The 25,446-nt window shown below is 46.3% G+C and carries 23 protein-coding genes; 16 read left to right on the plus strand and 7 right to left on the minus strand.

Annotated elements, in window-relative coordinates; translation table 11 throughout:
- Positions 1-7: 7 nt before the first annotated feature.
- The 3 genes from MKX60_RS05195 (at position 8) to pgmB (ending at position 5,267) form a co-directional block, all read left to right on the plus strand.
- Positions 8-1,096, plus strand: a complete 1,089-nt coding sequence (locus tag MKX60_RS05195) for a carbohydrate ABC transporter permease (RefSeq protein WP_042194677.1) — start codon at positions 8-10, stop codon at positions 1,094-1,096.
- The gene (locus MKX60_RS05200; protein WP_042131499.1) at positions 1,096-2,187 is read left to right on the plus strand and encodes a carbohydrate ABC transporter permease; all 1,092 of its coding nucleotides are present in this window, start codon (positions 1,096-1,098) and stop codon (positions 2,185-2,187) included. The genes MKX60_RS05195 and MKX60_RS05200 overlap by 1 nt, the downstream gene beginning before the upstream one ends.
- A gap of 74 nt (positions 2,188-2,261) precedes the next feature.
- A complete protein-coding gene (pgmB, locus tag MKX60_RS05205) occupies positions 2,262-5,267 on the plus strand; it encodes a beta-phosphoglucomutase (RefSeq protein WP_341059225.1) in 3,006 nt (1,001 codons plus the stop codon).
- 61 nt (positions 5,268-5,328) lie between these two features.
- Here the strand turns inward: pgmB and MKX60_RS05210 are convergent, their stop codons facing one another.
- Genes MKX60_RS05210 through MKX60_RS05220 form a run of 3 tightly spaced genes read right to left on the minus strand, consistent with a single transcriptional unit; the run spans position 5,329 to position 8,625 of the window.
- Positions 5,329-6,720, minus strand: coding sequence for an aldehyde dehydrogenase (locus MKX60_RS05210; protein WP_341059226.1), 1,392 nt, complete (start codon positions 6,718-6,720; stop codon positions 5,329-5,331).
- Positions 6,721-6,751: 31 nt separating this feature from the next.
- Positions 6,752-7,726 carry an aldo/keto reductase gene (locus MKX60_RS05215; RefSeq protein WP_341059227.1) on the minus strand — a complete coding sequence of 325 codons (975 nt, stop codon included), beginning with the start codon at positions 7,724-7,726 and terminating at the stop codon, positions 6,752-6,754.
- A 2-nt stretch (positions 7,727-7,728) separates the two neighbouring features.
- A complete protein-coding gene (locus MKX60_RS05220) occupies positions 7,729-8,625 on the minus strand; it encodes a LysR family transcriptional regulator (protein ID WP_341059229.1) in 897 nt (298 codons plus the stop codon).
- 96 nt (positions 8,626-8,721) lie between these two features.
- On the opposite strand from MKX60_RS05220, the gene MKX60_RS05225 reads away from it, so the two are divergent.
- Positions 8,722-9,609, plus strand: a complete 888-nt coding sequence (locus tag MKX60_RS05225) for a DMT family transporter (protein ID WP_339799311.1) — start codon at positions 8,722-8,724, stop codon at positions 9,607-9,609.
- A 114-nt stretch (positions 9,610-9,723) separates the two neighbouring features.
- Here the strand turns inward: MKX60_RS05225 and MKX60_RS05230 are convergent, their stop codons facing one another.
- Positions 9,724-10,821 (minus strand): FUSC family protein, encoded by a 1,098-nt coding sequence (locus MKX60_RS05230; protein WP_076284905.1) that lies wholly within the window; start codon positions 10,819-10,821, stop codon positions 9,724-9,726.
- Between the two features lie 307 nt (positions 10,822-11,128).
- Here MKX60_RS05230 and MKX60_RS05235 point away from each other — a divergent pair, with 307 nt between their 5' ends.
- The 7 genes from MKX60_RS05235 (at position 11,129) to MKX60_RS05265 (ending at position 18,382) form a co-directional block, all read left to right on the plus strand.
- On the plus strand, positions 11,129-12,238 hold the full coding sequence (locus MKX60_RS05235) for an ABC transporter ATP-binding protein (RefSeq protein ID WP_042194671.1): 1,110 nt from the start codon (positions 11,129-11,131) through the stop codon (positions 12,236-12,238).
- Positions 12,228-13,040: an ABC transporter permease gene (locus MKX60_RS05240; protein ID WP_042192705.1), complete on the plus strand. Its 813-nt coding sequence runs from the start codon at positions 12,228-12,230 to the stop codon at positions 13,038-13,040. The genes MKX60_RS05235 and MKX60_RS05240 overlap by 11 nt, the downstream gene beginning before the upstream one ends.
- Entirely contained in the window at positions 13,030-13,863 is an 834-nt protein-coding gene (locus tag MKX60_RS05245) for an ABC transporter permease (protein ID WP_042131492.1), read from the plus strand. The genes MKX60_RS05240 and MKX60_RS05245 overlap by 11 nt, the downstream gene beginning before the upstream one ends.
- Positions 13,860-14,933 (plus strand): ABC transporter substrate-binding protein, encoded by a 1,074-nt coding sequence (locus tag MKX60_RS05250; protein WP_076284904.1) that lies wholly within the window; start codon positions 13,860-13,862, stop codon positions 14,931-14,933. The genes MKX60_RS05245 and MKX60_RS05250 overlap by 4 nt, the downstream gene beginning before the upstream one ends.
- 209 nt (positions 14,934-15,142) lie before the next feature.
- Positions 15,143-15,817 carry a response regulator transcription factor gene (locus MKX60_RS05255; protein ID WP_341059230.1) on the plus strand — a complete coding sequence of 225 codons (675 nt, stop codon included), beginning with the start codon at positions 15,143-15,145 and terminating at the stop codon, positions 15,815-15,817.
- A complete protein-coding gene (locus MKX60_RS05260) occupies positions 15,814-17,181 on the plus strand; it encodes a sensor histidine kinase (RefSeq protein ID WP_076297974.1) in 1,368 nt (455 codons plus the stop codon). Before MKX60_RS05255 ends, MKX60_RS05260 begins: the two co-directional genes overlap by 4 nt.
- Before the next feature lie 220 nt (positions 17,182-17,401).
- Positions 17,402-18,382, plus strand: a complete 981-nt coding sequence (locus MKX60_RS05265; RefSeq protein WP_076284902.1) for an alpha/beta hydrolase — start codon at positions 17,402-17,404, stop codon at positions 18,380-18,382.
- Between the two features lie 71 nt (positions 18,383-18,453).
- Here the strand turns inward: MKX60_RS05265 and MKX60_RS05270 are convergent, their stop codons facing one another.
- The 3 genes from MKX60_RS05270 to MKX60_RS05280 all read right to left on the minus strand — a co-directional run bounded on the left by MKX60_RS05270 (position 18,454) and on the right by MKX60_RS05280 (position 21,082).
- Positions 18,454-19,275, minus strand: coding sequence for a class I SAM-dependent methyltransferase (locus MKX60_RS05270; protein ID WP_341059231.1), 822 nt, complete (start codon positions 19,273-19,275; stop codon positions 18,454-18,456).
- 293 nt (positions 19,276-19,568) lie between these two features.
- The gene (locus tag MKX60_RS05275; protein WP_341059232.1) at positions 19,569-20,420 is read right to left on the minus strand and encodes a 1,4-dihydroxy-6-naphthoate synthase; all 852 of its coding nucleotides are present in this window, start codon (positions 20,418-20,420) and stop codon (positions 19,569-19,571) included.
- Entirely contained in the window at positions 20,420-21,082 is a 663-nt protein-coding gene (locus MKX60_RS05280) for a futalosine hydrolase (protein WP_076284900.1), read from the minus strand. The genes MKX60_RS05275 and MKX60_RS05280 overlap by 1 nt, the downstream gene beginning before the upstream one ends.
- A 290-nt stretch (positions 21,083-21,372) precedes the next feature.
- On the opposite strand from MKX60_RS05280, the gene MKX60_RS05285 reads away from it, so the two are divergent.
- From MKX60_RS05285 to MKX60_RS05305, 5 genes are all read left to right on the plus strand, one after another.
- Positions 21,373-21,843 carry a MarR family winged helix-turn-helix transcriptional regulator gene (locus MKX60_RS05285; protein WP_081393105.1) on the plus strand — a complete coding sequence of 157 codons (471 nt, stop codon included), beginning with the start codon at positions 21,373-21,375 and terminating at the stop codon, positions 21,841-21,843.
- 141 nt (positions 21,844-21,984) lie between these two features.
- The gene (locus MKX60_RS05290; protein WP_042192683.1) at positions 21,985-22,386 is read left to right on the plus strand and encodes a DoxX family protein; all 402 of its coding nucleotides are present in this window, start codon (positions 21,985-21,987) and stop codon (positions 22,384-22,386) included.
- Between the two features lie 17 nt (positions 22,387-22,403).
- A complete protein-coding gene (locus tag MKX60_RS05295; protein ID WP_341059234.1) occupies positions 22,404-23,354 on the plus strand; it encodes a ring-cleaving dioxygenase in 951 nt (316 codons plus the stop codon).
- Entirely contained in the window at positions 23,351-23,971 is a 621-nt protein-coding gene (locus MKX60_RS05300) for an alpha/beta hydrolase (RefSeq protein WP_341059235.1), read from the plus strand. The genes MKX60_RS05295 and MKX60_RS05300 overlap by 4 nt, the downstream gene beginning before the upstream one ends.
- Positions 23,972-24,126: 155 nt before the next feature.
- Positions 24,127-25,359, plus strand: a complete 1,233-nt coding sequence (locus MKX60_RS05305; protein WP_341059236.1) for a multidrug effflux MFS transporter — start codon at positions 24,127-24,129, stop codon at positions 25,357-25,359.
- The last annotated feature ends 87 nt before the right edge of the window (positions 25,360-25,446 follow it).

Below are 25,446 nucleotides of genomic sequence, written 5' to 3' on the forward strand. Positions count from 1 at the left end.
ACCACAAATGAAGCCACAATTAAAAGCCAAGCAGACGGTAAGCCTTAGGGCGGTATTGCTGTCTCTTTTAGTATTAATAGCCAATGTTGTTGTTAATGGCTCGATCTTTTTATTCTTTCGGGATTCCACGCTAAACCCGCTACTAACGGCGGTTCTGGCTGTTCTATGGGGGGTTCTGGGTGTTTATCTGATCTATTACACACTTACCTGGGCAGTCGAGCAATATCCTGATTACGTACGCCGAAAGGTATTGCCTTATATTTTTATTGGTCCGGCAGTGATTATATTGGGGTGGCTATTGGTGCTGCCTGCGCTGCGGACGCTGTATTTAAGCTTTTTCAATGCTTCTTCAGAGAAATTTGTAGGTCTCAGCAACTATGCAGCGATCTTTAGCGACCATCTAATGGCGACGGCACTGCGTAACAACTTACTTTGGGTATTCGTTGGTACACTGGCATGTGTAGCTTTTGGGCTCTTGATTGCAATTCTTGCCGACAGAAGCAGCTATGAGAAGCTAGCTAAATCGATCATTTTTATGCCGATGGCTATTTCTTTTGTAGCCGCAGGCGTTATTTGGAAGTTTGTATATTACTATCAACCCGGCGATGAACAAATTGGACTTTTGAACGCCATCGTTACTTATTTTGGGGGAGAACCACAGGCATGGACGAGTATGCTTCAGCCGTGGAATAACTTTTTCCTCATCATCATTCTGATCTGGATGCAGACCGGATTTGCGATGGTGATATTCTCGGCAGCTATTAAGGGAGTTCCTGACGACATATTGGAAGCTGCACGAGTGGATGGTGCTAATGAGGTGAAGATATTCTTTGGAATCATGATCCCCTACATTTCAGCAACCATTCTGACTGTGACAACGACCATTATCGTCTTTACATTGAAAATATTTGACGTCGTCATGGTGATGACAGGAGGTCAATACGATACAGAGGTAGTGGCTACACAGTTTTACCGCCAATTCTTTATGTACCGGAATTTCGGTTACGGCTCCACGCTGGCTATTGTTCTGCTGATCGCGGTGTTGCCTGTGATCATAATCAATCTACGTCAGTTCCGTAAGCAAGGGGGATTCTAATGGCCGGGAAAAAGAAGAGAAAAGGCAGCAAGACGATTGTTAATATCGTGCTGGGTGTGATTTGTTTCATTTGGTTGCTTCCGACCCTTGGGCTGTTCATTTCCTCCTTCCGTCCGGCTGCCGATATTTTGCAGACTGGATGGTGGAAAGCTTTTCCTCATCAGGAGTGGAAGGCTGGAGAGACCCTTCAGCTATCTAAAGATGTGGATCTGCGGGAGCCGATCGAGGTGAATGGCAAAACCTATACAGATGATCAGCTGAAGGCGGGTGTGAAGGCCGATGGCAGTCGTTTGATGTGGGAGAACCGCAGAGCGCGTACCATAAATCAACAGGAACAAGGCTGGAAAATGACACCGGATCTCACATTGGATAACTACAATAATGTGCTCTCGGGCAAGGAATACAAGCTCAAGCAAGCCGATGGCAGTGAAACGGTGCAAAAAGGCACCGGATTGTCGCAAGCCTTCTGGAATACACTGACGATTGCAGTTCCAGCAACGGTTATTCCGGTGTTGATTGCTTCTTTTGCCGCCTATGCTTTTGCTTGGCTGCGTTTTCCTGGGCGCCGAACACTCTTTGTCATCATTATCGCTATGCTCGTTATTCCAATACAAGTGGCACTTATTCCAGTACTTAAAGATTATACGGCTCTTGGACTGAACGGAAGTTACTTGGGCATTTGGCTGGCGCATACGGCCTTTGGATTACCGCTGGTTACCTACTTTATGTATAACTTTATCAGTCAGCTTCCTAAGGATTTGTTTGAGTCAGCTTTTATGGATGGGGCGAGCCATTTCACTATATTCAGTAGGCTGATTCTACCGTTATCTGTGCCCGCACTGGCTTCTATCGGAATCTTTCAATTCCTATGGGTGTGGAATGACTATTTAGTCTCGCTGATTTTTATCGGCAATCAACCGTCAGTGCAGGTCATGTCGATGAAGATCGCCGACTTAGTAGGCTCACGAGGCAACGACTGGCATTTACTCACCTCGGCTGCATTTATCTCCATGCTGATGCCGCTCGCGATTTTTTTCCTGCTGCAAAAGTATTTCGTCAGAGGGCTTATGGGTGGATCAATAAAAGGTTGATTTGAACATTGCAGGAATTATAAGGATAAAGTATAGCTAATTGAACAAAACTGTGTCAGGAGGAGCATAGAGAGATGAAGATGAAACCATACGTACATCCGGCTGCGGTGTATCCTTACCGGGAGTGGAGTCTTGATGAGGAGACTTATGATGAAGAGAACAATCAAAGAAGCGAAAGTGTATTTGCTCTGGGTAATGGATACATTGGCATGCGCGGTAATTTCGAGGAAGGCTACCATGGCCACTCGGGCTCATCTGTAATAGGGAACTACTTGAATGGATTTTTTGATTCCGAGCCTATTGTGTATCCAGAGGGAGCTTATGGGTATCCTTCCCGCAACCAAGCTATGCTGAACGTGACGGACGCCAAGATTATTGAACTCAGCATTGAAGGTCATACCTTTCAGTTGAACAGTGGGCAAGTGCACCGTTATGAACGGAAGCTGGATATGCGAAATGGGATCTTGCATCGGCAGGTAGAATGGGAATCTCCTGCCGGACACAGGGTACAGCTGAACATTCGTCGGATGGTGGCCATGCAGCATAAACATTTAGCGGCCATAGATTACGAGGTCAAGGCATTGAATTTTGAGGGAACCCTAACGATTACTTCATCGATCGATGGTGAGATCCAAAGGCCGGAGGTCACGGATGACCCCCGGCTGGGATCAGGGAGTAAGGAACCCAATTTACTGCTAGTCGAAACCGGTCATGAGCTCGAGCAGTCCTTTTTGTGGATGAAGCAGAGGACGCGGCATACTGGGTTTGCTCTTTTAACAGGGATAAGTCACAGTCTGAATTGTAGCTCTAGATATGAAAGGCTCGTGCAGCTAGAAGATCAGCGATTGTCCATGCAATGGGTTGTTCCAGTGATAATGGGGGAAAGGATCTCCCTGACCAAGTACATTTCGTATCACACTTCTAAGGATTATGCAGAAGACGAGCTGTTAGGCAGGTGCTTAGAAGTGCAACACTTGGCGGAGAACTGTGGGTTTGAAGCGCTAGTTCATGAACAACGGGCTTTTCTGGATCAATTCTGGGCACATACCGATGTGGAGATTCAGGGCGATCTTGCGCTTCAACAGGGTATCCGTTTTAATGCTTTTCAATTGCTGCAATCCGTAGGACGTGACGGGGTTACGAACATCGGGGCCAAGGGCCTGACGGGTGAAGGATACGAAGGTCACTATTTCTGGGATACTGAGATGTATATGATACCCTTCTTTACATTTACACAGCCGGAGATTAGCCGGAAGCTACTCGAGTTTCGTTATGCTACGTTAGATAAGGCACGGGAACGGGCAGCAGTCATGTCTCAGAAGGGAGCACTGTATCCTTGGCGCACCATAGACGGGGCTGAGAACTCTTCCTATTTTCCGGCAGGAACAGCACAAATGCATATTAACGCGGATATTTCCTATGCCATTAAACAGTATGTCCGGGCAACTGGCGATTATGAGTTTCTGGTCCTGGAGGGGGCGGAAATGATATTCGAGACCTCCCGCTTTTGGGTGGATCTGGGTCATTTTAATCCGGCCAGAGAGGGTGCGTTCTGTATTGACGCAGTAACAGGTCCCGATGAGTATACAGCTATCGTTAACAATAATGCATACACTAATCTTATGGTACGGGATCAACTCTATTATGCATATGAGATAGCCAGACTGTTAGGAAAGCAGTATCCGGAGGATTTTGAACGTCTGAAGGGCAAGATTGGTCTGACTGAGGAAGAGCCTGGTGATTGGCTGGTCGCCGCAGAAAAAATGTATGTCCCTTTTGATGAGGAGCTTGGCATCTATGCTCAGGATGATACGTTTCTGACTAAGAAGAAGTGGGACTTTGAACATACGCCAGCGGATAAATATCCACTTCTGCTTCATTACCATCCGTTGGTGATTTACCGTCATCAGGTGCTCAAACAGGCAGATCTGGTGATGGCCATGTTTCTGTTAGGTGATCAGTTCAGCTTGGCGGACAAGATCCGCAATTACAATTATTATGAGCCGCTAACGACACATGATTCTTCTTTGTCACCGTGCATTCACAGTATTATTTCTGCTGAGATTGGTGATTTAGCGGGGGCGTACGCCTATTTTGACCGCACGGTACGGATGGATTTAGATGATATTAACCGCAATGTGAAGGACGGGCTGCATACTGCTGCTATGGCAGGATCTTGGCTGTCGATTGTGAATGGGTTTGGTGGGATGCGCTTATGTGGCGGTATGCTGTCCTTTAATCCTGCCTTGCCAGCACAATGGGACAGCTATCGGTTTAAAATAACAAGCGGTGGGCACTTATTGGATATTTATGTTGATAGTAAGGTAGTGATTTATACACTACTGACAGGTGAAGAGATTGAAATTCTACATAAAGGGAGCCTTGTGCAGTTAACTGTAAAGAAGCCGGTGTCCCTTTCAAATGTGAAGCAGCTTGAAGCTGTTATTTTCGAGCTGGACGGGATTATTACCGATTCTAGTGAGTATCATTATCTGGCCTGGAAAGCCTTAGCCGATGAGCTGGCGATTTCTTTTGATAGAGAGAAGCATGTACGTCTGAAGGGCCATAGTCGAATGGAATGTTTAGAGATTCTACTGGAAGGAAGCGGTCTGAATTTACCCCAACCGGTAAAAGGAATGCTCTGCAATAAAAAGAACGAAAAGTATAAACAGCTGATTCAACAAATGACACCGGATGATTTGCATCCGGGTATCTATAGTCTTCTGACCGATTTGAAGAAAAAGCGAATCCCTGTCGGACTGGCTTCCGTTAATGAGAATGCAATGCTGATTCTTGAACGATTGAAGATCGGGCGCTTGTTTCAGGCGATTGCTGACCCTAAAAACATCCGTATGGGCAAGCCAGATCCGGAAATTTATTTACAGGTTACCGAGATGCTGGGCATATCACCTGACTGCTGCGTAGCTATCGAAGATACAGCGGAGGGGATAGCTGCCAGCAAAGCCGCTGGTATGAGGTCCGTTGGAGCCGGAAGTCCATCCTTGAAAGAGAGTGCTGAGCTCTGGTTTCCTTCTACCGCGGAGTTACATGTAGAGGAATTGGTACAGCTGTTCAAATAATGAAAAGTGGTTCCTCTGAAAAGTAGCAAGCCTCCCAGTCATGGGAGGCTTGCTGCTTTGTCTATTTTAATACTTTTCGTACCAGCTTGATCTTATTCCCATAGGGTGGGTACACAATCCCGAGGTCGATTCGTGTGCCTCTCTTAACGATGCTTTTGCGGTGGGAAAAGACTTCAAAGCTGTGCTTCCCGTGATAACCGCCGATTCCAGAGTTGCCTACCCCACCAAACGGCAAGCTAGCGTTCGCCACATGCGAGATCGTATCATTGATGCAGCCTCCTCCGAAAGAGACTCGGGAAAGCACCTCTTGTTCAACATTTTTATCCTCTGTGAATAGATAAAGTGCAAGTGGTTTTGGGTGCTCGTTAATACTCCGGATAGCTTCATCCAATTGATGATATTCCAATATGGGTAGGATCGGACCGAAGATCTCATCTTCCATAGAAGCGTCAGTCCAAGCCGCAGGATAGATTAGTGTAGGTTCAATATAACGTTCTTCTGAAATGACGGTTCCGCCCATAACCACCTTTTCCCGATCCCGTTCAATGAGACTGGCGAGTCTTTGCAGCTGGCGCTCATTTACGATCCGGCCATAATCTGTATTCGGCTGCGCATTTTGACCGTAGAATTCAGTAATCTGATGTTTGATTTTGGTGATCAATTCATTAGCAATGTCCTTATGAACGAGCAAATAATCGGGGGCGATACAGGTTTGACCGGCATTTAATAATTTTCCCCATACGATTCGCTTCGCTGCAACATCAAGATTGGCTGATGTGTCGACAATGACCGGACTTTTCCCGCCAAGCTCCAAGGTTACAGGCACTAGATTCTTCGCAGCGGCTTCCATCACGATTTTGCCGACCGGAACACTGCCCGTGAAGAAAATATAATCAAACTTGGCATGGATCAGCAGATTGGTGGTCTCTTTCTCCCCCTGAACTACGCGAATATACTGGGGTTCGAAGGTCTCCTGAATGAGCTGCTCTATAACAGCCGTAATGGCTGGTGTGCTCTCCGATGGCTTGAGGACAGCGCAGTTTCCAGCGGCAATGGCGCCTATAAGCGGTTCGATCAGCAACTGAAATGGATAATTAAAAGGACCTATAATGAGCGCGGTACCGTAAGGTTCACTTAAGATATAACTCTTCGCAGGAAATAAGTGCAGTGGTGATCTAACCTTTACGGGCTTCGCCCAACGTCTGAGATGTTTCATCATGTAACCTAGGCTGTCCAAGGTGAAGCCGATTTCTGTGGCATAAGCCTCGAACTCACTTTTTCCTAAATCCTGTTGTAAGGCAGTGATAATACGACTCTCGTATCGTTTAATACTGTCTTTAAGTTTCTGAAGCTGACTAAGCCGAAAGGCAACCTCTTTAGTTGCGCCACGATTAAAAAAGTCCTTATGCTCTTCAAGCATCGCTTGAATGCTAGCCGTTGTATGTGTTGTCATAATACTCCCCTCCTTCATTGTAATAGCTAGATTATGGGAGCCGATAAAAAGCGAAGGGCTCGCCAAAGCGGAAGGAATCACTTGCCTCATCCAGCTTGCTCACTGTCTCTTCGTTAAGCTGAATGGAGGTACTATGCAAATTCTGTTCCAGCTGCTCCACGCGTGTAGCCCCAACAATAACTGTCGAGACGGCAGGACGATTCATGAGCCAAGCTAAGGAAAGTGCTGTAGAAGAGGTTCCCAGTTCTTCAGCGATCTGCCCCACTTTGTTCCCCAGTTCGATCCGTTCATGATTCAGGAATCTTTTGAAATTAGGATCGGTATCTGCTCTGGATCCTGAAGGTGCGGAACCGTTTGAGTTATATTTACCTGTGAGAATTCCGCCCGCCAGTGGAAAATAAGGAATAATCCCTACACCTTGATCAAGACAAAGGGAGAGAAGCTCATTCTCCGGGGTCCGATCCGCTAAGGAATAGCTACACTGAATTGAAATATATTTGGCGAAGCTCCGTGCCTCACTAATTCCAATTGCCTTCATTAATTGCCATGCTGTATAGTTGGAAGCCCCGATATAGCGTACTTTGCCCGAAGATACCATATCGTCCAAGGTCCGTAACGTCTCTTCAAGTGGCGTTTTGGGATCGAAGGTGTGAATCTGGTATAGATCGACATAGTCCGTTTTTAGGCGGCGAAGACTATCTTCTAATTCCTGCATCAAATGGCGCCTCGAGGAGCCGCTTCCGTTAGGTCCGTCATTCTTAACTAAGCCTGCTTTAGTGGCGAGAACAGCCTCATGTCTTCTACTTTCCAAGGCCAGACCGATGATTCGCTCAGATTCGGAGCCGGCGTAAATATTAGCGGTATCGATAAAGTTAATGCCATGATCCAGCGCAGTATGTACGATCTGAATGGAGGTCTCTTGATCCGCCCTTTTACCAAAAGCGTTTGTCCCCAGTCCCAATGCGGATACTTGTAGTCCGCTATTTCCAAGTCTTTTAAAGTTCATCTTCAGCACTCCTCATCATCCATTTTTTTAGGCTTAGTAAAAAGATCCATAGCTGTCTCCATGAACATCTTTACAGCTATGGAAGTATCGGTATGCGAGCTGACTGCGATATGTATATCTCTGTAGGCGTCGGGCTGCAGTTCACGGGTTACTACATTTGGAGGTAAAGATAACAAAGATAGCTCAGACATCACACCTACAGCCAGCCCCTCTTGAACCATATTAAGAGCTGTTGCATAGTTATTAACCACATATTTTACATTCAGATAGCTGCTGCTTCTGCGGAATAAATCTACCACCGGTGGTTCATAACCTGCTTTACAGATCAGCATAGGCTCACCTGCTAATTCTCTCACACCTATGACAGAACGCTCGTGCAAAGGATGGTCATTTCTGATTACAGCGTACAGCTTTTCTCTATATAGTGGGATGGTTTCGAACGCCTCGCAAGGAGCGAGCAATAAGCCAACATCAATTTCTTTGGATTCCAGCCATTCTCTGACTTCGGCGATAGAGCCCTCCTGCAGGCTAATCGTAATATTCGGATATCTTTCAGTGATAGAGCTAATAATCTTCGGTAAAAAATAGGCAGAAGCCACTGGAAAAGCCCCAATTCGAATGCTTCCCTTCTCAAGCCCCCTCTCGGCGGAAATCTCCTGATTGACCTTATCAAAGCCCATTAGAATTTCACGAAAAATAACAAGGATACGCTTGCCGATGTCAGTAAGCATTAGACCGTTCCGTCGATCTCGAAGTAATAGCTTTACATCCAGTTCGGCTTCTAAAGAGGAAATTGCTCGACTGACAGCAGGTTGGGTCATATTCAGTTCTACACCAGCTTTGGTAAAACTACCGCTCTCCGCGATTTTGACGAACAAACGAATTTGATTATTGTTCATAACAAATATGATATGCCCCTTATGAGTATTATTCATTTCATTTATATTCTTAATTATTGTATCATTTGTGATGAATCTACACCAAGGAGTGAATACATGAATCAGCAGAAGAAAAGCATCATCCTTCTTATATTTTTGGTGATTGTATGGGGCATAAATTGGCCTATATCGAAAATCGCCTTAGACTACGCTCCACCCTTATTATTTGCAGGTATCCGAACCGTCATCGGCGGATTCATTCTGATTCTAATTGCACTTCCTAAGATGAAGGAGCTTCGCTTCAAGCAGCTATGGCCGATCTATCTGACCTCGGCTATATTAAGTATCGTGTTTTATTATGGATTTCAGACGATTGGCTTGCAGTATGTACCCGCAGGATTATTCTCGTCCATTGTATTTCTGCAGCCGGTATTGCTGGGCATTTTTTCATGGCTGTGGTTAGGAGAGAGTATGTACGGGCTCAAAATGGCAGGTCTGTTGCTAGGGTTCATCGGAGTAGGCTCCCTCAGTATTGGAGGACTTAACGGAAGCATCTCTGTATGGGGGATTGTGCTTGCTTTAGCCAGTGCTTTGAGCTGGGCATTAGGAACGGTATATATGAAACGAAATGCTGTGCGCGTGGATATGCTATGGATGACCGCTATGCAAATAACGATCGGTGGTATCATTTTGCTACTTTCGGGATCTGCTACAGAGAAGTGGTCGGATATCACCTGGAGTGGAACGTTTATAGCCGATACACTATTTATTGCAGTCTTTGTGATCGCTTTAGGCTGGCTGATCTATTTCAAACTGATTAACGAGGGAGAGGCAGGGAAGGTCGGATCATTCACTTTTTTGATTCCACTGATCTCGATAGGTACTAGCGTAGTCTTTTTAAATGAGCAGATTACTTTGAATCTTGTGATTGGTCTACTGCTTATTGTTAGCAGCATTGTTCTGGTGAATGTGAGGATAGGACGTGCCGCGAAGCAGTCGGTTTAATTAATTTATGTGGTGATTGTAGTAATCAGGGGCGTATGAGGGCATATTGATGAATAGGCAAGCATAAACGCCTTCGGCATCCTTATATTTGAACAAAAGGGACACTCCCGAAGCTTAAAGCTTCTGGGAGAGTCCCTTTTTAATAAAACGTAAAGCGCGTGCGACTTCAGCCGTTGAGGGCCGAGTGGCTACAACATAAGTAGCAGATTTAGCACGCTCTACTTCCTCCAACACCCGGTTTAAGTGACTGAAGACCGCACCAAGATCACGAATGCTTGATAGCGAACAATTCCCTTGTAGTTCAGAGAAACTGGCCAATTGCAGGTCACGAGCACGCTCTATACAATCGGCAAGAGAACGTTGGCATTCGGCGTCTGATAAGGTTCTGGTTCCATAAAGAGCAATGCAATCTGCGGTTGACTCCAGCACATCCTTCATCCAGTCCGAAGAGGCGTGATGCGCTGGCAGAAGACGAATATCGTCGGCGATTTCTTTGACGTAGGAATGAATGCTTTTTAGATGTGAGGTAGCCTGTATGAGTCCCTTCAGTTCACCCCGGCACTGATAATGTGTGAGGGTATAGAACATTTCTTTCTGTTCCCGGCTGCTATTCGACAGGAGTTTACCTGCTTCCTCCAGCAAATTATCTTTCGGAGAATCACGTCTTACGCCTACGAGATCTTTTAATGCATCCGCAAGTAGAAGACTTCCTTCGAATGCCAATGCTTTTACCTTGACGAACCTGTTCGGCGGCACGATAATCATATTGATGGCCAGGGCGATCAGCACACCAATAAATGTTTCCCCTATTCTCCAAAGCACGTAGTCATTCTGGTAAAAAGTAAGAGCTAGAACGGAAGTAACCCCCACCTGTGAGACAGCTTGAATGTTCATCTTACAGGCCGTAGCGATGCCAATCCCGATGAGTAGAATGAGCAGGATAGAAAGCCCACCTACATCAAAAAACTGGCCAACAATTAGGCTAACGATCCCGCCAAGAATAATGCCGATCAGGCGGTAGATTCCTTTTTCTAGCGATGCTTTAACACTGGCTTGGGTGATGAGGATAGCCGCAAGGGGTGCGAAGTATAAATATTGGCTACCATATATGCTGTGTACGGCGACCCATGAAAGTGAAGCGGCCAGCGTAATTCGTATCATGTAAAGTGAGAAACCATATTTTTCAAGGCGGTCTTGTAACCCCTCGTTCATTATCATTCATCTTCTTTCGGAAAAAAATGAAAAAACTGTCTGGTCTTTCAGTTCGTTTTCATTATAACACCTTAAAAAAGGCCTGGAGGACTGGATATTTTACAAAGTTGTTAAGTTTACGCATTCCTTCTCCATGTAAGCTATCGCATATAATGGTACAATCTAATATGCTATATCTATTGGAGTGTCGAATGAGAGGAGGAATTGTCGCTTATTAGCGCTGAGCATGCCCATTCGATTGTTCTCCGCGAGATGCGGGTAAAATAGTATTGTGATACTTTAGGCAGGGAGGTTGTTAGCTATAGCTATTCAGGAAGGCACCATTATTTCATTTGAAGAGGTTACCAAGCAATATGACGACGAAGATCCGGTGTTAAAAGGAGTCAGCTTTGAGATAGAGCGCGGCAAATTCTATACACTACTTGGTCCATCAGGCTGTGGTAAAACGACTATTCTACGATTGATCGCTGGGTTCGCAGAGCCAACAAGCGGTTCTATCTATTTAAACGGTAAAGTGATCAACCACATTCCAGCCAATGAGCGGCAGGTCAATACGGTATTTCAGGATTACGCATTGTTTCCACACCTGAACGTATTCGAGAATGTGGCTTTCGGACTGCGCATTAAGAAGCTTAAGAAAGACGTCATCACGAAGAAGGTGCAGGAAGCGCTAAGTTTCGTTAACCTTGTGGGTTACGAGCAGCGTGCCATTAACGAAATGTCCGGTGGTCAACGTCAGCGCGTGGCCATTGCTCGTGCGATTGTGAATGAGCCGCAGGTTCTTTTGCTGGACGAGCCGCTATCTGCGCTCGATCTGAAGCTGCGAACAGAGATGCAGTACATACTGCGTGAAATGCAGCAACGACTTGGCATTACCTTTATTTTTGTTACACATGACCAGGAAGAGGCACTCGCGATGTCCGACTGGATTTTTGTCATGAACAAAGGAAAAATCGAACAAAGCGGAACACCTAACGATATCTATGATGAGCCAATTAACCGTTTCGTGGCTGATTTTATTGGTGAGTCCAACATTGTTCCGGGTGTTATGATTGAAGACTATCTGGTGGAGTTTAACGGGCGCCGCTTTGAATGTTTTGATGCTGGTCTTAAACCAAACGAATCTGTGGAGATTGTTATACGCCCTGAGGATTTGGAAATTTCAACGCTGGAACAGGGTAAGCTACGTGTGCGAGTGGATTCCCAGTTGTTCCGGGGTGTCCACTATGAAATCAGTTGTTATGATGAATCCGGACATGAATGGCTTGTGCATTCTACACGTAAGGCTACGGTAGGTAGTGAAATTGGCCTTTATTTTGATCCGGAAGCGATTCATGTTATGCGTTTTGGTGAAACGGAGGAAGAGTTCGACAAACGTCTGGAAGCTTACGGCGAGGTGGAGAGTCATGAAGAATAAGGGCAGATCGTATTATCTCATCCCTTATTACCTGTGGATCGCCTTGTTTGTAATCGCACCAGTGCTGCTTGTCATCTATTATTCTCTATTTGATCTGGATGGGCATCTTACGCTAGATAACTACGTGAACTTCTTTACACCTGTGTACTTAAAAATGACGCTGACCTCATTCTGGTATGCGTTTTTGATTACAGCATTCTCTTTGCTGGTCGCCTATCCGGCGGCATATCTGTTGACGAGAACGAAGCATAAGCAGCTATGGTTATTGCTGATAATTTTACCGACATGGATTAATTTACTGCTGAAAACTTACGCTTTTATCGGCATATTTGGTACGTTCGGACCGATCAACAATTTCTTTGATCTGCTTGGAATCGGAGAACAGCAAATTTTGTTTACGGGCTTCAGCTTTGTATTTGTATCTGTGTATATCTTTATCCCATTCATGATCTTGCCGATCTACAGCGCTTTGGAGGATCTTAATTTATCCTTGCTGGATGCGGCACGTGATCTGGGTGCTTCGGGCTGGACGACGTTCCGGCGGGTTATTTTTCCATTGACCATTTCGGGTGTTCGTTCCGGATGTATGGCGGTATTCATACCAGCGCTGTCCCTGTTTATGATTACTCGTCTGATTGCAGGCAACAGGGTTATTACACTAGGCACTGCGATTGAGCAGCATTTTCTGGTCACACAGGACTGGGGCATGGGCTCCACGGTTGCAGTGTTTCTGATTGCTATTATGGCGCTGTTCATGATTATTACTGGCGGATCGCGGAAAGGGGTGCGAAATGAGAAATAAAAATGGGTTCTCTAATCTGTACCTAGTGCTAGTGTTCGCTGTTCTGTATGCGCCAATCTTCTATCTGATGTACTATTCGTTCAACAGCGGGGGGACGATGCACAAGTTCGAGGGCTTTACGCTTGATTACTACCGTGAGGTCCTTCAGGATACACGTCTGATTATCATCATGATCAACACACTTGTAATCGCGCTTCTGTCCTCGGCTATCGCCACGCTTATCGCTATTATTGGTGCACTGGCCATTAAGAGTGTACAGAACCGCCGTGCTAAAAACACCTTGTTATCTCTGAACAACGTGTTGATCGTTAGTCCGGATGTCATTATCGGTGCATCGTTCCTGATCCTGTTCACCATTGCAGGCATCAAGCTTGGCTTCGTGTCCGTCCTGCTTTCGCATGTCGCGTTCAGTGTACCGATTGCCGTGTTGATGATTCTGCCGCATTTACAGGATATGAGTCCTTCACTGACGGATGCCGCACGTGACCTCGGCGCAAGCCGCAAGGATGTTCTGACTAAGGTTATTCTGCCGATTATCAAACCGGGGATCTTTAGTGGATTCTTCATGGCACTTACGTATTCACTGGATGACTTTGCAGTTACGTTCTTCGTAACGGGTAATGGTTATTCGACGCTATCGGTTGAGATTTATTCCAGAGCTCGGCAAGGGGTGTCGTTATCCATTAATGCGCTATCGACATTGATCTTCCTGTTCACGATACTGCTCGTTGTCGGTTATTACTTCCTGACCCTTAAGAAGAACCGTCAGAATACCTCGGAAGCTGTGGCGGAGCCAGTGGCGGAAGCGGGGGTGCCTAGATGAAACAGCTGGTAAATGCTTTTTTGGCGATCATGATCACGGCATTCGCTCTAATGTACTTGGGCTCCTGGATGAACTCGAGAGAGGGCTATTCCGGAGGGAATACACTGACTATCTATAACTGGGGCGACTATGTCGATCCTGATCTGTTGAAGGAATTTGAAAAAGAGACCGGATTAACGGTCATTTACCAAACTTTTGACTCTAATGAAGCTATGCTAACTAAAGTGGAGCAGGGTGGAACTACTTTTGATGTCGTAATTCCTTCGGATTACGCTATTGCTAAGATGAAAGAAGAAAATTTGCTCATACCGCTGGATCATAGCAAGGTTCCGAATCTTAAGAATATTGATCCGCGGTTTATGGACCTTTCCTTCGATCCTGGCAACAAGTATTCCGTGCCTTACTTCTGGGGAACCGTCGGGATTATCTTCAACCCGGAGATGACCAAAGGGATGGACTTCACCAGCTGGGATTCCCTCTGGGACAGCAGGCTGAAGAACAACATTTTCTTGGTGGATGGAGCACGCGAAGTGATGGGTATGGCTTTGAACAGCCTGCACTATTCCGTTAATGACCGGGATGAGGCTCACCTGCAAGAAGCACTGACCAAGCTGAATAGACTGTCTCCTAACGTTAAGGCGATTGTCGGAGATGAGATCAAGATGCTGCTTGCCAATGAAGAGGCTGCCGTTGGGATTGTGTGGTCCGGTGATGCTTCTGAGATCATGGATGAGAATGATAAATTGGATTATGTAGTGCCTGAGGAAGGCTCGAACAAGTGGTTTGATAACATGGTCATTCCACGAACTGCGGATAATGTGGATGGAGCGCATAAGTTCATTAACTTCATGCTTCGCCCAGATGTAGCGGCTAAGAATGCAGAATACGTAGGTTATTCCACACCTAACATCCCTGCGCTGGAGTTACTTCCGAAGGAAACTTCCGAGGATACCCGTTTCTACCCGCCTGCTGAGATTACGGATCGGCTTGAGGTGTATGATAATCTTGGCAAACGGATGCTTGCTCATTACAATGAGCTCTTCCTGAAGTTTAAGATGAATAAAAAGTAAGTCGTTTGGAGGTAAAGTCAAACGACTTCAAGAGCGTCTACATGCGGATTACCGTGTTAGACGCTCTTTTTTGAAAGATAAGAAAGTATAAGTTTTGCGTTTTCGTGAAACGATCATTACCCTTTAAATGATGCCGAAGGCGTTCCTTCTTGGCTGGAAGTATATTGTAGTATAATGGCTAGGATGGATAACAGGAAAAGAGGGTACGAATGCCTACTATACTAGTTGCTGACGACGACGCGAACATTCGCGAACTCGTCTGTTTATTTCTACGTAACGATGGATTTGACACAGCCGAAGCTGCAGACGGCAAAGAAGCGTTAGCCGTTTACGCCTCAAAGCAGGTTGATCTTGTTGTACTCGATATCATGATGCCGATTATGGATGGGTGGACGTTATGTAAAGAGCTCCGAAAAGCCAATCCGGATCTTCCCTTACTTATGCTAACTGCGAGAGGTGAAACCTGGGAGAAGGTGAAGGGCTTCGAACTGGGGACAGACGATTATTTGACGAAGCCATTCGATCCGCTGGAGTTGACGGTTCGTGTTAGATCCTTATTGAAGCGATACAAGATTGGCTCTACTCAGACGATCCATTTCGGTGACGTCATCCTTGATCGGCAAACCTATAAGGTGATGAGAGGAACAGAGTCATTCACGTTGCCACTCAAGGAGTTCGAATTGCTATATAAGCTCGCTGGAACACCCGGACAAGTCTATACGCGCGAGCAGCTAATCGATCAGATCTGGGGGATTGATTACGCTGGAGATGATCGAACGATAGACGTACATATTAAACGTCTACGCGAACGGTTTGCGACTACACCCGATTTTCGAATCGAGACGGTGCGGGGGCTTGGCTATCGGCTTGAGGTTTACGAATGATCAAATCGTTATATACACGTGTTGTTCTGACCTTTCTAGTCTCCGTGATCGGAGGCACACTGATTTCTCTATTTGTGACAACCTGGGTATTTCAAGATAAATTAAACGAAAACCTGCGAATTCCCTTACTTCGCTTTGGTCAGGACATCGCCCGGATATACGAAACCTTACCATCACGTGAAGCGGATGTTCTTATAAGTGGAATGAAGCAGCTTGATTCCTACCATATTCGAATTTACGATGAGAACGGTCAGTACCAGTCTTACGGAGTGCTTAATGGAGAGAGCCCTGTTACCGTGACTAGGGAGCAACTGAAGAAAGTATTGGCTGGTGAAGCTGTTCAAGTTAAACCGAGTATAGGTTCTTCCAACCTCTTAGGACTACCTTTGAAAACTGAAATGGGAACGAAGGCGATGTTTGTGGAGCCAATTGTGCCTCCTACTTTGTCTTCTACGAGGAATCTGCTATTTAATTTTTTGGCGTATTCGTTAATAACGGGAAGCGTATTGATACTGGTCGCTTCTATGTTCTTAGTGAGACCGATCAAAAGGCTTACAAAGGCAACTAGGCGTATAGCAACTGGGGATTTTAATGTCGAATTGAATATTAAGCAGATGGGTGAGCTAGGTACCTTGGCTAATAGCTTCGAGGAAATGATGCACGATCTGCAGCACCTTGAGCAAATGCGTAGGGAGTTCGTAACGAATGTGTCGCATGAGGTTCAGTCTCCGCTTACCTCGATATCTGGTTATGCTATTGCGCTCAAGAAAGTAGCCCTCACAGAGGATGAACGGAATCGTTATCTCGACATTATTATTGCTGAAGCGGAGCGGATGTCCAAGATGAGCGATAGTTTGTTAAAGCTGAGCTTGCTTGAATCGCAATCCCAACAACTGCGGCTTATCACGTTCAGTCTTGACGAACAGATCAGACGTGTAATCGTGGCGATACAGCCCCAATGGTCGGCACGCAACATTAGTTTTGAACTTGATTTGAAATCAGTAATCGTATGGGCAGACCATGATCTGTTAAGTCAGGTGTGGACGAATCTCCTTGGAAATAGCATCAAGTTCTCCAAGGATGACAGTGTGATTAACGTCAGCATCAAACAAGATTTGGACAATGTAATCGTCCGAATATCCGACACTGGCATTGGTATTTCTCCCGAGGACCAAGAACGTATATTTGAACGCTTCTTTAAAGCTGATCGTTCTCACAGTCGCAAGTATGGCGGTAGCGGGATGGGACTAGCCATTGTTAAACAGATCGTATCGCTTCATAAAGGGGATATCCGAGTGGAAAGCGAACCTGGCCAAGGAACGACCTTCATCGTCACCTTACCAATTATAGTGCCGACAGAATAATTATCGTTCAAGGATATTTTGCGAGGGGTTGAACGCGCGCCTCTTGTTCATACTACGGTAGCACAGGTAAGATTTCTTGCTTGCGCTGCCGTAGTATTTTTTTGCCTATTCATATTTAGTTCATATTGTGGTCATGAGGAGTACATCATTGTTGGTTAAGATCTCATTAGCGAAACGTTAAGGCGACATAATAAATAGATTAGGACAGGAGAAGATGAGGGTGACACAAACAGAGGTAATAAAAACGGGGAATGAAAAGAAAAAGCATAAAGTACGTAACTTGTTGCTTAAAATATTAGGAGCAATAGTGATTTTGATCGTGCTTTTTCTAGCTGTTGTTTATACAGTTAATGTGATTAGCAACAAATCTGATCAGAAAAAAATACATCAATATGGTCAGTTAGTTCCTGTTGACGGAAAAAGTATGAATGTTTTGATCCAAGGACAAGGGAAGCAGACTATTGTGCTTATCCCGGGCTTTGGAACTGGAGCGCCAGCACTTGATTTTAAGCCGTTGATTGATGAGTTATCACCATTTTACAAAGTGGTCGCGGTTGAGCCGTTTGGGTATGGATTAAGTGATGAGACTGATAAGGAACGAACTACAGCGAATATCATAAGTGAGGTTCATGAAGCCGTACAGAATCTAAACATTGACCAATATATTCTAATGGGTCACTCTATTGGAGGTATTTACGGACTAGAATATGCGAAGACATATCCAAACGAAGTGAGTGCATTTGTGGGGGTTGATAGTAGTGTTCCTGAGCAAGGCGGTATGGATGTTAAATTCCCGATAAAAAAATTAAAGCTGCTCAAAGACTCGGGTATCCTTAGATTGGGATTGCAATTAAGCGGTGACCCTTATGATGGACTGCCATTTGATGATGAGACCAAAAAACAAATGAAATTGATCTCACTCAAAAATATGAATAATTCCACTACCTTAAATGAAATGGAACATATATATCCTAACTTTGTCGCAGCCAGAGGGTTGAAATTCGACAAGAACCTTCCCATTATATTCTTTATACAAGCGAATAATACAACCGTGAAAGATTGGATTCCTCTGCATGAAGGGCAAGTTAAGGAATCTGTGCATGGAAAAGTGATGACATTCGAAGGCGGACATTATTTACACCATTCCAGATCTAAGGAAATCGTTGAGAACCTAAATTTGTTCATGGAAGAAGTCAAATAAAATAAGAAAACGCTCCGACCTTCCTTCTAAATAAGGAAATCGGGGCGTTCTTTGCGCTTAAGGGGTGGAGATTATTTGATGCCGATTCTCATTCGGTAGCTGATCAGAACCTCTAAGGTGCGTCCTTGGAAATGATCTTCGACGGCAGCGCTGAAATCAGCAATGTCTTGATCGAGTAAGGCAGCGTCTTGCTTCAGCACGGTTCGTATTCCACCTTGGCTTAGAGCGAGTCCAACATAGCGCTGTGCATCGCAGGACTCAAGATTATGAAATACGATCTCTCTTGCAAAAGAGAAAGCTCCACTAGCCTGAACCCGTGACAAATGCCCTTCTTTGTCCCATTTATGTGCTCTCTCAGCATCAGGTAAGAGTGAGGCGAGCAGTTCCTCGGATTTGGAGATCAGTTGGTTGTAACGCTCTTCTACCTTCTGTTGAAGGGGGAGAGGCCAGTCGCAATCGTAGGCAGCGAAGACACCACCTGTTCTCAAGACCCGGGAGATTTCTCGAAGTGTGCTTTCAGGATCCATCCAGTGGAATGACTGTGAGCAGGTCACTATGTCTACGCTGTCCGCTGCAAGTGGAAGCTGGTTAGAATAACCTTGTACAAAAGTGATGGATTGAGGATCTTCTATCCGGCTTAATTTATCGATTGCTTTTCCCAGCATATCTGGATTCGGTTCAATGCCAATTACGTTGTCCGCGACATCCTTCCACAGAAAAGTAGACAAGCCCGTGCCGCAGCCTATATCTGCGACGACTGAAGGTGTGCTGCCTAAGTAGTCGGTCAGCAGCTTAATGATCATGGCAGGAGCTTCGGGACGGTAGCGGTCATAGTCCTCTTGAAAGCCGAGAAATCGATCGATGTTTTGTTTGCTATTGTTTTCAGGTATCATGTGATCCTCCTTCATAGAACCTATTTATAGGTCTATTGTATAGCCATCGCTTCGCCATGCCAAATAATGGATCGAAGCAATCGCGGGGAATGTTACTCAGAACAAGCATAAATGCCTTCGGCGTCCTTATAAGGACGGTAAGTGTTTAAGCGAGAAATATAAGACATAAAGTATGGTGTGAAATTTATACTTTCTTATATTTCAAACAAAAATCCCCGGAGAACACCTTATGGTGTACCGGGGATTGTGGGTTATGTCTAGTTTTAAAGTGCGCTAAGAACGTCTAGCAAATGCTACCGAAGTAATGCAGGATCGATGGCAGGTACAAGTCCTTCTGCTGCAGCACGATTTAGTAAGGAGGTGATTGCAGCGTAGCCGTCATCGCCTAGATTCATCGAGAAGTCGTTCACATAGAGATCAATGTGTGATTTAGCCACTTCTGGAGCCAGCTCTTGAGCGTGGCTAAGTACATAATCTCTAGAATCGGTAGGATGATCCCACGCATATTGTAGAGAGCTGCGAATCCAGCCAGTGATGGCATCGGCATCCAGATCGCGGCGAGCAATGATCGCGCCGAGTGGAATCGGCAGTCCGGTATCGCTTTCCCACCAGCTGCCCAGGTCAGTCAGCATATTAAGACCATAAGATGCGTAAGTAAAACGGGCTTCGTGAATTACCAGTCCAGCGTCGATATGTCCATCGCGTACGGCAGGCATGATCTCATCGAAAGGCATGACGACGATTTCGCCAATCCCTCCCTTTATATGCTGTGCTGCCCATAATCTGAAGAGCAGATAAGCGGTAGAACGTTCGCTAGGTACGGCAATTCGGCGTCCGGCTAGCTTCTCGGGACGTTTAATCGCGGTTGGGCCACTTGCTGTAAGAAGCAACGGCCCGCAGCCACGACCCAGTGCACCGCCGCATGGCAGCAATTTGTAGCGCTCAAGAACCCAAGGTAGAGCGGCATAGGAGATTTTAAGGACTTCAGGTCCCTCTCCATTAGCAGCAAGCGTGTTGGTAATATCAATGTCGGCATAGGTTACATTAAGTTGTGGTGCATTCGGGACAAGCCCGTGTGCCCAGGCATGGAATACAAAGGTATCGTTAGGGCAAGGGGAAAAAGCGATATTAAGCTCAGTTGTCATTACAGCACCTCCAATAGTATAGCGGCTGCCGCCGTTAATGCTTCCATTGCATCGCCGATCTTCCAGGCGGCCCGGTCGCGGGGACCGACCGGGTTCGAAATGGCGCGGAGCTCCAGTACCGGGAGCCCCAGCGCCTCAGCGGCCACGGCAACTCCGTGGCCTTCCATCGCTTCCGCGACGGCACCAGGATGCCGCGCGATGAGGGCGGCGGCCGTCTCCGCGGTGCCGGTCGCCGTCGAGACCGTAAGCACGGTCCCCGTGCTTACGGTCAGTCCGGCCGCTGCCAGCGCGGCCGAAACAGCCTGTACCGTGCCGCGATCAGCCGGCACGGACACGCTGCCGAAGCCGAGCTCGGCAGCGCTGCGAAAGCCCTCCGGCGTCTCGGCCCCGAGGTCGGCGGCAATCATCCCGCTGGCAACGACCAGCGAGCCTAAAGGTGCCAACCCCGGGAATCCGCCGCCGATCCCGGCGCTGATTACGCAGCCGTAAGATCCGGCTGCGAGTGCCGCGGCGGTTCCCGCCGCCGCTGCTGCCGTACCTGCGCCGGCAGCAATCACATGGAACCTGTCGCTGCCTTGTAGGCCGCGCAGGACCGCCTCTCGCTCTGCGGCTACAGCTGTTACGATCAGCACGCGCCGCGCACCAGCTTGTTCCTCCACCATCAGGTTGCCTCCTTTGAGAGAAGTGAAATCGCTTACTAAATAGTCATTCGTAAAGACAAGAATACGCCGTTTTAAGGGTCAGGTCAAACTTAGAGTGATTTTCATCACGCTCTTAAAAAGTCGTAGAAAGAACATTAACAGCTCGTTAAGCACCTTATGTTATCTTTTTGGAGTGGCAAGGTTGACAAAGGTAGTGTGAGGAAGTATAGTTATCTTAACTTAAAGATATTTAATGTAAAGACATTTACTTTATATTGAACAACATCGCTGTCAAACTGGAGGTGGGAATGATGAGTAATACCGAAGAGAATGTTCGTAATACAGAGAATACTACGGAGATGGATCAGGCGTCTTCTTTAAAGTTATTTGTTGTATTATCTAAGGCTTACAGAAGCTTGATGGATCAAGCTGTGAAGGATATGAAGAGTTATGGGCTGGCATCTGCCGAGTTCATGGTGCTTGAGGTGCTGTATCACCGGACCCGTATTCCACTACAACAGATCGGGGAGAAGATTCTCGTTACGAGTGGAAGCATCACCTATAATATCGACAAGCTGGAGAAGAAAGGTCTGCTGAAACGTGTGCCGTGTAGTGAGGACAGACGCGTGACCTATGCGGAGATTACGGATGCAGGGCGTGAGCTGTTTGATAAGATTTTCCCGCGTCATGTGGCTTCGATTCATGATTTGATGCGTGGACTGGATAAGGATGAGAAGGGTCAGGCGATTGAATTACTGAAGAAGCTAGGCAAAGGTGTATAGGAGCGCTGAAAAATCGTTATGTAGGGCGTTTCTGTAAGGTCGGAAGCAGCTCGCTGCTTCTTACCTCTGGAAGACAAAAATTTTTATCATATATCTTAACGTTAAGATAATTAAATCAAAGAAAATTGGAGTGGATTAACAATGATAAGTGTAGGAATATTATTGATGAGATTAGTGATCGGGATTGCGTTCATAGGACATGGTGCACAAAAGCTATTTGGATGGTTTGGCGGGTATGGCCCGAAGGGCACAGGCGGCTGGATGGAGTCCATCGGTATTAAACCGGGCGTTACGATGGCGGTATTGGCAGGACTAATGGAGCTGGTAGGCGGATTCATGTTCGCGGCAGGCCTTCTGACGCCTGTTGCAGCGGTGTTGATTGTTGCCACTATGCTGGGGGCTATCATTAAGGTTCACGCTCCAAATGGCTTTTGGTCTACTTCGAACGGAATTGAGTTTCCGCTTACGGTACTGGTAGTCGCTGCAGGTATAGCACTTACAGGGCCAGGTTCGATTTCTCTGGATGCATTGATTTTTAACTAAGAAGGGGGTTTATCATTATGACACTTCAAACTGCAGGAATCCATCATATTACCGCTTTTGTTGGAGATGCTCAGCGTAACGTTGACTTCTACGCCGGTATTCTAGGACTACGGCTTGTGAAGAAGACGATTAATTTTGACGCTCCGGAAGTTTATCATTTATATTTTGGAAATGAAGTAGGTGCTCCGGGAACGATTATTACCTTTTTTCCTTCACCTACCGGGCGTAAAGGCAGAATTGGGAGTGGGCAAGTTGGCGTAACAACTTACGCAGTACCAGTGGGCTCTCTGACATTCTGGGAACAGCGTCTTGCAGCATATCAAATTCCGGTTACTCTTAAGCATAGAATCTCGGAATCTTATCTATCTTTTGCTGATTATGACGGTTTGCGCATTGAACTTGTGGAACGTGAGGAAGGACCGCTTAGCAAGTGGTCTTTCGGGGGAGTTCCCACGGGGCATGCTATCAAAGGGTTCGGCGGCGCTGTGCTCTACAGCAACAATCCGTCGCAAACTGCAGAAACGCTTGTCGATACAATGGGAATGAAGCATATCGCTGATGGAGACGGGTATAGTCGATATAGAACTACTGGAGATTTGGGTAATATTATTGATCTGAAGACAACACCGGTTCCGCAAGGAGCAGGAGGTACAGGCACCGTTCACCATATCGCTTGGCGTGCACAAGATGACGCTGAGCAGCAGGAATGGGGGCTTCATGTGCAGAATCATGGGCATCATCCGACACCGGTTCAAGACCGCCAATACTTTAATGCGATTTATTTCCGTGAAAGAGGTGGAATCCTGTTCGAGATTGCTACGGACCCTCCGGGCTTTGCTCGTGATGAAGCGGTGGATGCGCTGGGTGAAAAGCTGATGCTGCCAACTTGGTATGAACCGCATCGTGCGGCTATCGAAGAAAATTTAAGTCCTTTTCAAATAAGAGAAATTGAGGTGAAGCAGGGATGATTCATGTATTCCATAAAGGTAAAAATGTAACGAAACCCACGCTTGTATTATTTCACGGTACTGGAGGCAATGAGCAGGACTTGCTGCCGCTTGCCGGGTTGTTATCTCCTGATTCATCGGTGCTAGGCATCAGAGGGAATGTACTGGAGAATGGTATGCCGCGGTTCTTCCGACGGTTAGCCGAAGGGGTATTCGATGAAGCAGATCTAATCTTCCGTACTCACGAGATCAAGCAGTTTCTGGATGAAGCCGCAGCACAATACGGCTTCGATGCCAACAATCTGGTAGCCGTGGGTTACTCTAACGGTGCGAACATTGCGGGTAGTCTGCTGTTCCATTATAAGGATGTTTTCCGCGCTGCAATTCTACTGCATCCTATGGTACCGCTTCGGAATATTACGCTTCCTTCGCTGGAAGGAGTATCTATCTTCATCGGAGCTGGCACAAATGATCCACTTATCGCTTCGTCGGAGACTGAGGATTTGGAGATTATTTTACAGAAGGCAGGCGCAGAGGTTACAACACACTGGGGCAACCAAGGTCATCGCCTGAGTGTTGCTGAGGCTGAAGCCGCTAGAGATTGGTTGCAAATACGCAGCACATCTACAAATGCATAAAACAATCAGAATAACCGCCGAATGGCGGTTATTCTTGTTATACAGGCACCTATAACCCTCCATAAAAGGATTGATCAATTCACTTCCTTTACGTTAGTATGAAGAATACAAAAAAAAGGCCCAAGGGTTGCTTTAGAAAGGTTGAAGTAAGGATCATGATTGGAATTCAAAAGGGTAATACGCTTGCCGCAGATGGACCAACACGGAAGCAGAGATTACAGCTGGCTGTGATTCTCGGCTCCATTACAACGATCGGCCCGTTGTCGATTGATATGTATTTGCCGGCACTGCCTACGCTTGTCGCGGATTTCGGTACGACCGCTGCTTTAGTGCAGCTTAGTCTGACCTTCTTTTTGCTGGGACTTGCTTCAGGTCAGTTGGTCGCTGGACCGCTGAGTGATGTATATGGCCGCCGCGGTCCGCTGCTTATAGGTATGTTCATCTACGCCGTTTCCTCAGTGCTATGTGCCTTTAGTCCCTCGATTGGACTGCTGATCGGTTTGCGGTTTATTCAAGGTCTTGCTGGTTCAGTGGGGGTGGTTGTCTCTAGAGCGGCTGTTCGTGATTTATATAGTGGCTCTGAACTCACGAAGTTCTTCTCACTATTGATGATTGTGAATGGTCTCGGACCGATATTAGCTCCAGTTATTGGGGGCCAGCTGTTAAGGGTGACTACATGGCAAGGGATATTCCTCGTATTATTTGCTGCCGGAATTATTTTTTGTTTAACTATTTTATTGCGCTTGCCGGAGACGCTGCCGAAGGAGCGACGCTCTAAGAGTGGACTGAAGGGTACACTGCTTACCTTCCGGGTATTGCTGGGCAATCGTAAGTTTATGGGTTATGCCTTGTCTCAAGGTTTCGTTACGGCATCTATGTTCGCGTATATCTCAGGTTCTTCTTTTGTATTGCAAAATATTTTTGCGGTTACCCCGCAGGTTTATAGTCTGATCTTTGCAGTGAATGGGATCGGGATTATTATTACTGGCCAAATAGCCGGTAGACTTGCTGGAAAGGTAAGTGAGACTAAGTTGTTACTTAGTGGACTATTGCTATGTACGATGGGGGGCATCTTGCTACTGCTGACGGTTCTGGTAGGAGGAGGACTGATCCCTATTCTGATCTGTCTATTTGCGGTTGTCTCCAGTGTAGGGATTGTCGGAGCGACCAGCTTCTCACTGGCGATGCAAGATCAAGGCGAAACTGCAGGCAGTGCCTCGGCATTAATCGGATTAATCCCCCTATTGCTGGGTAGCTGTGTAGCGCCACTTGTGGGTCTTGGGGGCGTTGAGTCTGCACTTCCGATGGCGATTGTGATGGCATGTACGGGAATTCTCTCGATTCTATCTTATGTGCTGCTGGTTAGACGAGGAAAAGCAAGCTCCTAGCAGTCTATCATTGTAACCTGGCAAGTAGTACTTTCAGCAAACTTTCAGCGGGTCTTAACGTTCCTTACTTGCAAAAGGATTATATTG

The organism is Paenibacillus sp. FSL R5-0914, assembly GCF_038004525.1.
GTDB lineage: Bacteria > Bacillota > Bacilli > Paenibacillales > Paenibacillaceae > Paenibacillus_AQ.

Bases quoted from the DNA above. Each gene is read 5' to 3' on its own strand.
- MKX60_RS05215 (WP_341059227.1), bottom strand. From the start codon at position 7,726: ATGAACTTTAAAAGACTTGGAAATAGCGGACTACAAGTATCCGCATTG.
- MKX60_RS05280 (WP_076284900.1), bottom strand. From the start codon at position 21,082: ATGGTGGAGGAACAAGCTGGTGCGCGGCGCGTGCTGATCGTAACAGCT.
- MKX60_RS05230 (WP_076284905.1), bottom strand. From the start codon at position 10,821: ATGAACGAGGGGTTACAAGACCGCCTTGAAAAATATGGTTTCTCACTT.
- MKX60_RS05270 (WP_341059231.1), bottom strand. From the start codon at position 19,275: ATGATACCTGAAAACAATAGCAAACAAAACATCGATCGATTTCTCGGC.
- MKX60_RS05195 (WP_042194677.1), top strand. From the start codon at position 8: ATGAAGCCACAATTAAAAGCCAAGCAGACGGTAAGCCTTAGGGCGGTA.
- MKX60_RS05200 (WP_042131499.1), top strand. From the start codon at position 1,096: ATGGCCGGGAAAAAGAAGAGAAAAGGCAGCAAGACGATTGTTAATATC.
- MKX60_RS05300 (WP_341059235.1), top strand. From the start codon at position 23,351: ATGATTCATGTATTCCATAAAGGTAAAAATGTAACGAAACCCACGCTT.
- MKX60_RS05255 (WP_341059230.1), top strand. From the start codon at position 15,143: ATGCCTACTATACTAGTTGCTGACGACGACGCGAACATTCGCGAACTC.
- MKX60_RS05210 (WP_341059226.1), bottom strand. From the start codon at position 6,720: ATGACAACACATACAACGGCTAGCATTCAAGCGATGCTTGAAGAGCAT.
- MKX60_RS05225 (WP_339799311.1), top strand. From the start codon at position 8,722: ATGAATCAGCAGAAGAAAAGCATCATCCTTCTTATATTTTTGGTGATT.
- MKX60_RS05260 (WP_076297974.1), top strand. From the start codon at position 15,814: ATGATCAAATCGTTATATACACGTGTTGTTCTGACCTTTCTAGTCTCC.
- MKX60_RS05285 (WP_081393105.1), top strand. From the start codon at position 21,373: ATGAGTAATACCGAAGAGAATGTTCGTAATACAGAGAATACTACGGAG.
- MKX60_RS05305 (WP_341059236.1), top strand. From the start codon at position 24,127: ATGATTGGAATTCAAAAGGGTAATACGCTTGCCGCAGATGGACCAACA.
- MKX60_RS05295 (WP_341059234.1), top strand. From the start codon at position 22,404: ATGACACTTCAAACTGCAGGAATCCATCATATTACCGCTTTTGTTGGA.
- MKX60_RS05250 (WP_076284904.1), top strand. From the start codon at position 13,860: ATGAAACAGCTGGTAAATGCTTTTTTGGCGATCATGATCACGGCATTC.
- MKX60_RS05290 (WP_042192683.1), top strand. From the start codon at position 21,985: ATGATAAGTGTAGGAATATTATTGATGAGATTAGTGATCGGGATTGCG.
- MKX60_RS05245 (WP_042131492.1), top strand. From the start codon at position 13,030: ATGAGAAATAAAAATGGGTTCTCTAATCTGTACCTAGTGCTAGTGTTC.
- MKX60_RS05220 (WP_341059229.1), bottom strand. From the start codon at position 8,625: ATGAACAATAATCAAATTCGTTTGTTCGTCAAAATCGCGGAGAGCGGT.
- MKX60_RS05275 (WP_341059232.1), bottom strand. From the start codon at position 20,420: ATGACAACTGAGCTTAATATCGCTTTTTCCCCTTGCCCTAACGATACC.
- pgmB (WP_341059225.1), top strand. From the start codon at position 2,262: ATGAAGATGAAACCATACGTACATCCGGCTGCGGTGTATCCTTACCGG.
- MKX60_RS05240 (WP_042192705.1), top strand. From the start codon at position 12,228: ATGAAGAATAAGGGCAGATCGTATTATCTCATCCCTTATTACCTGTGG.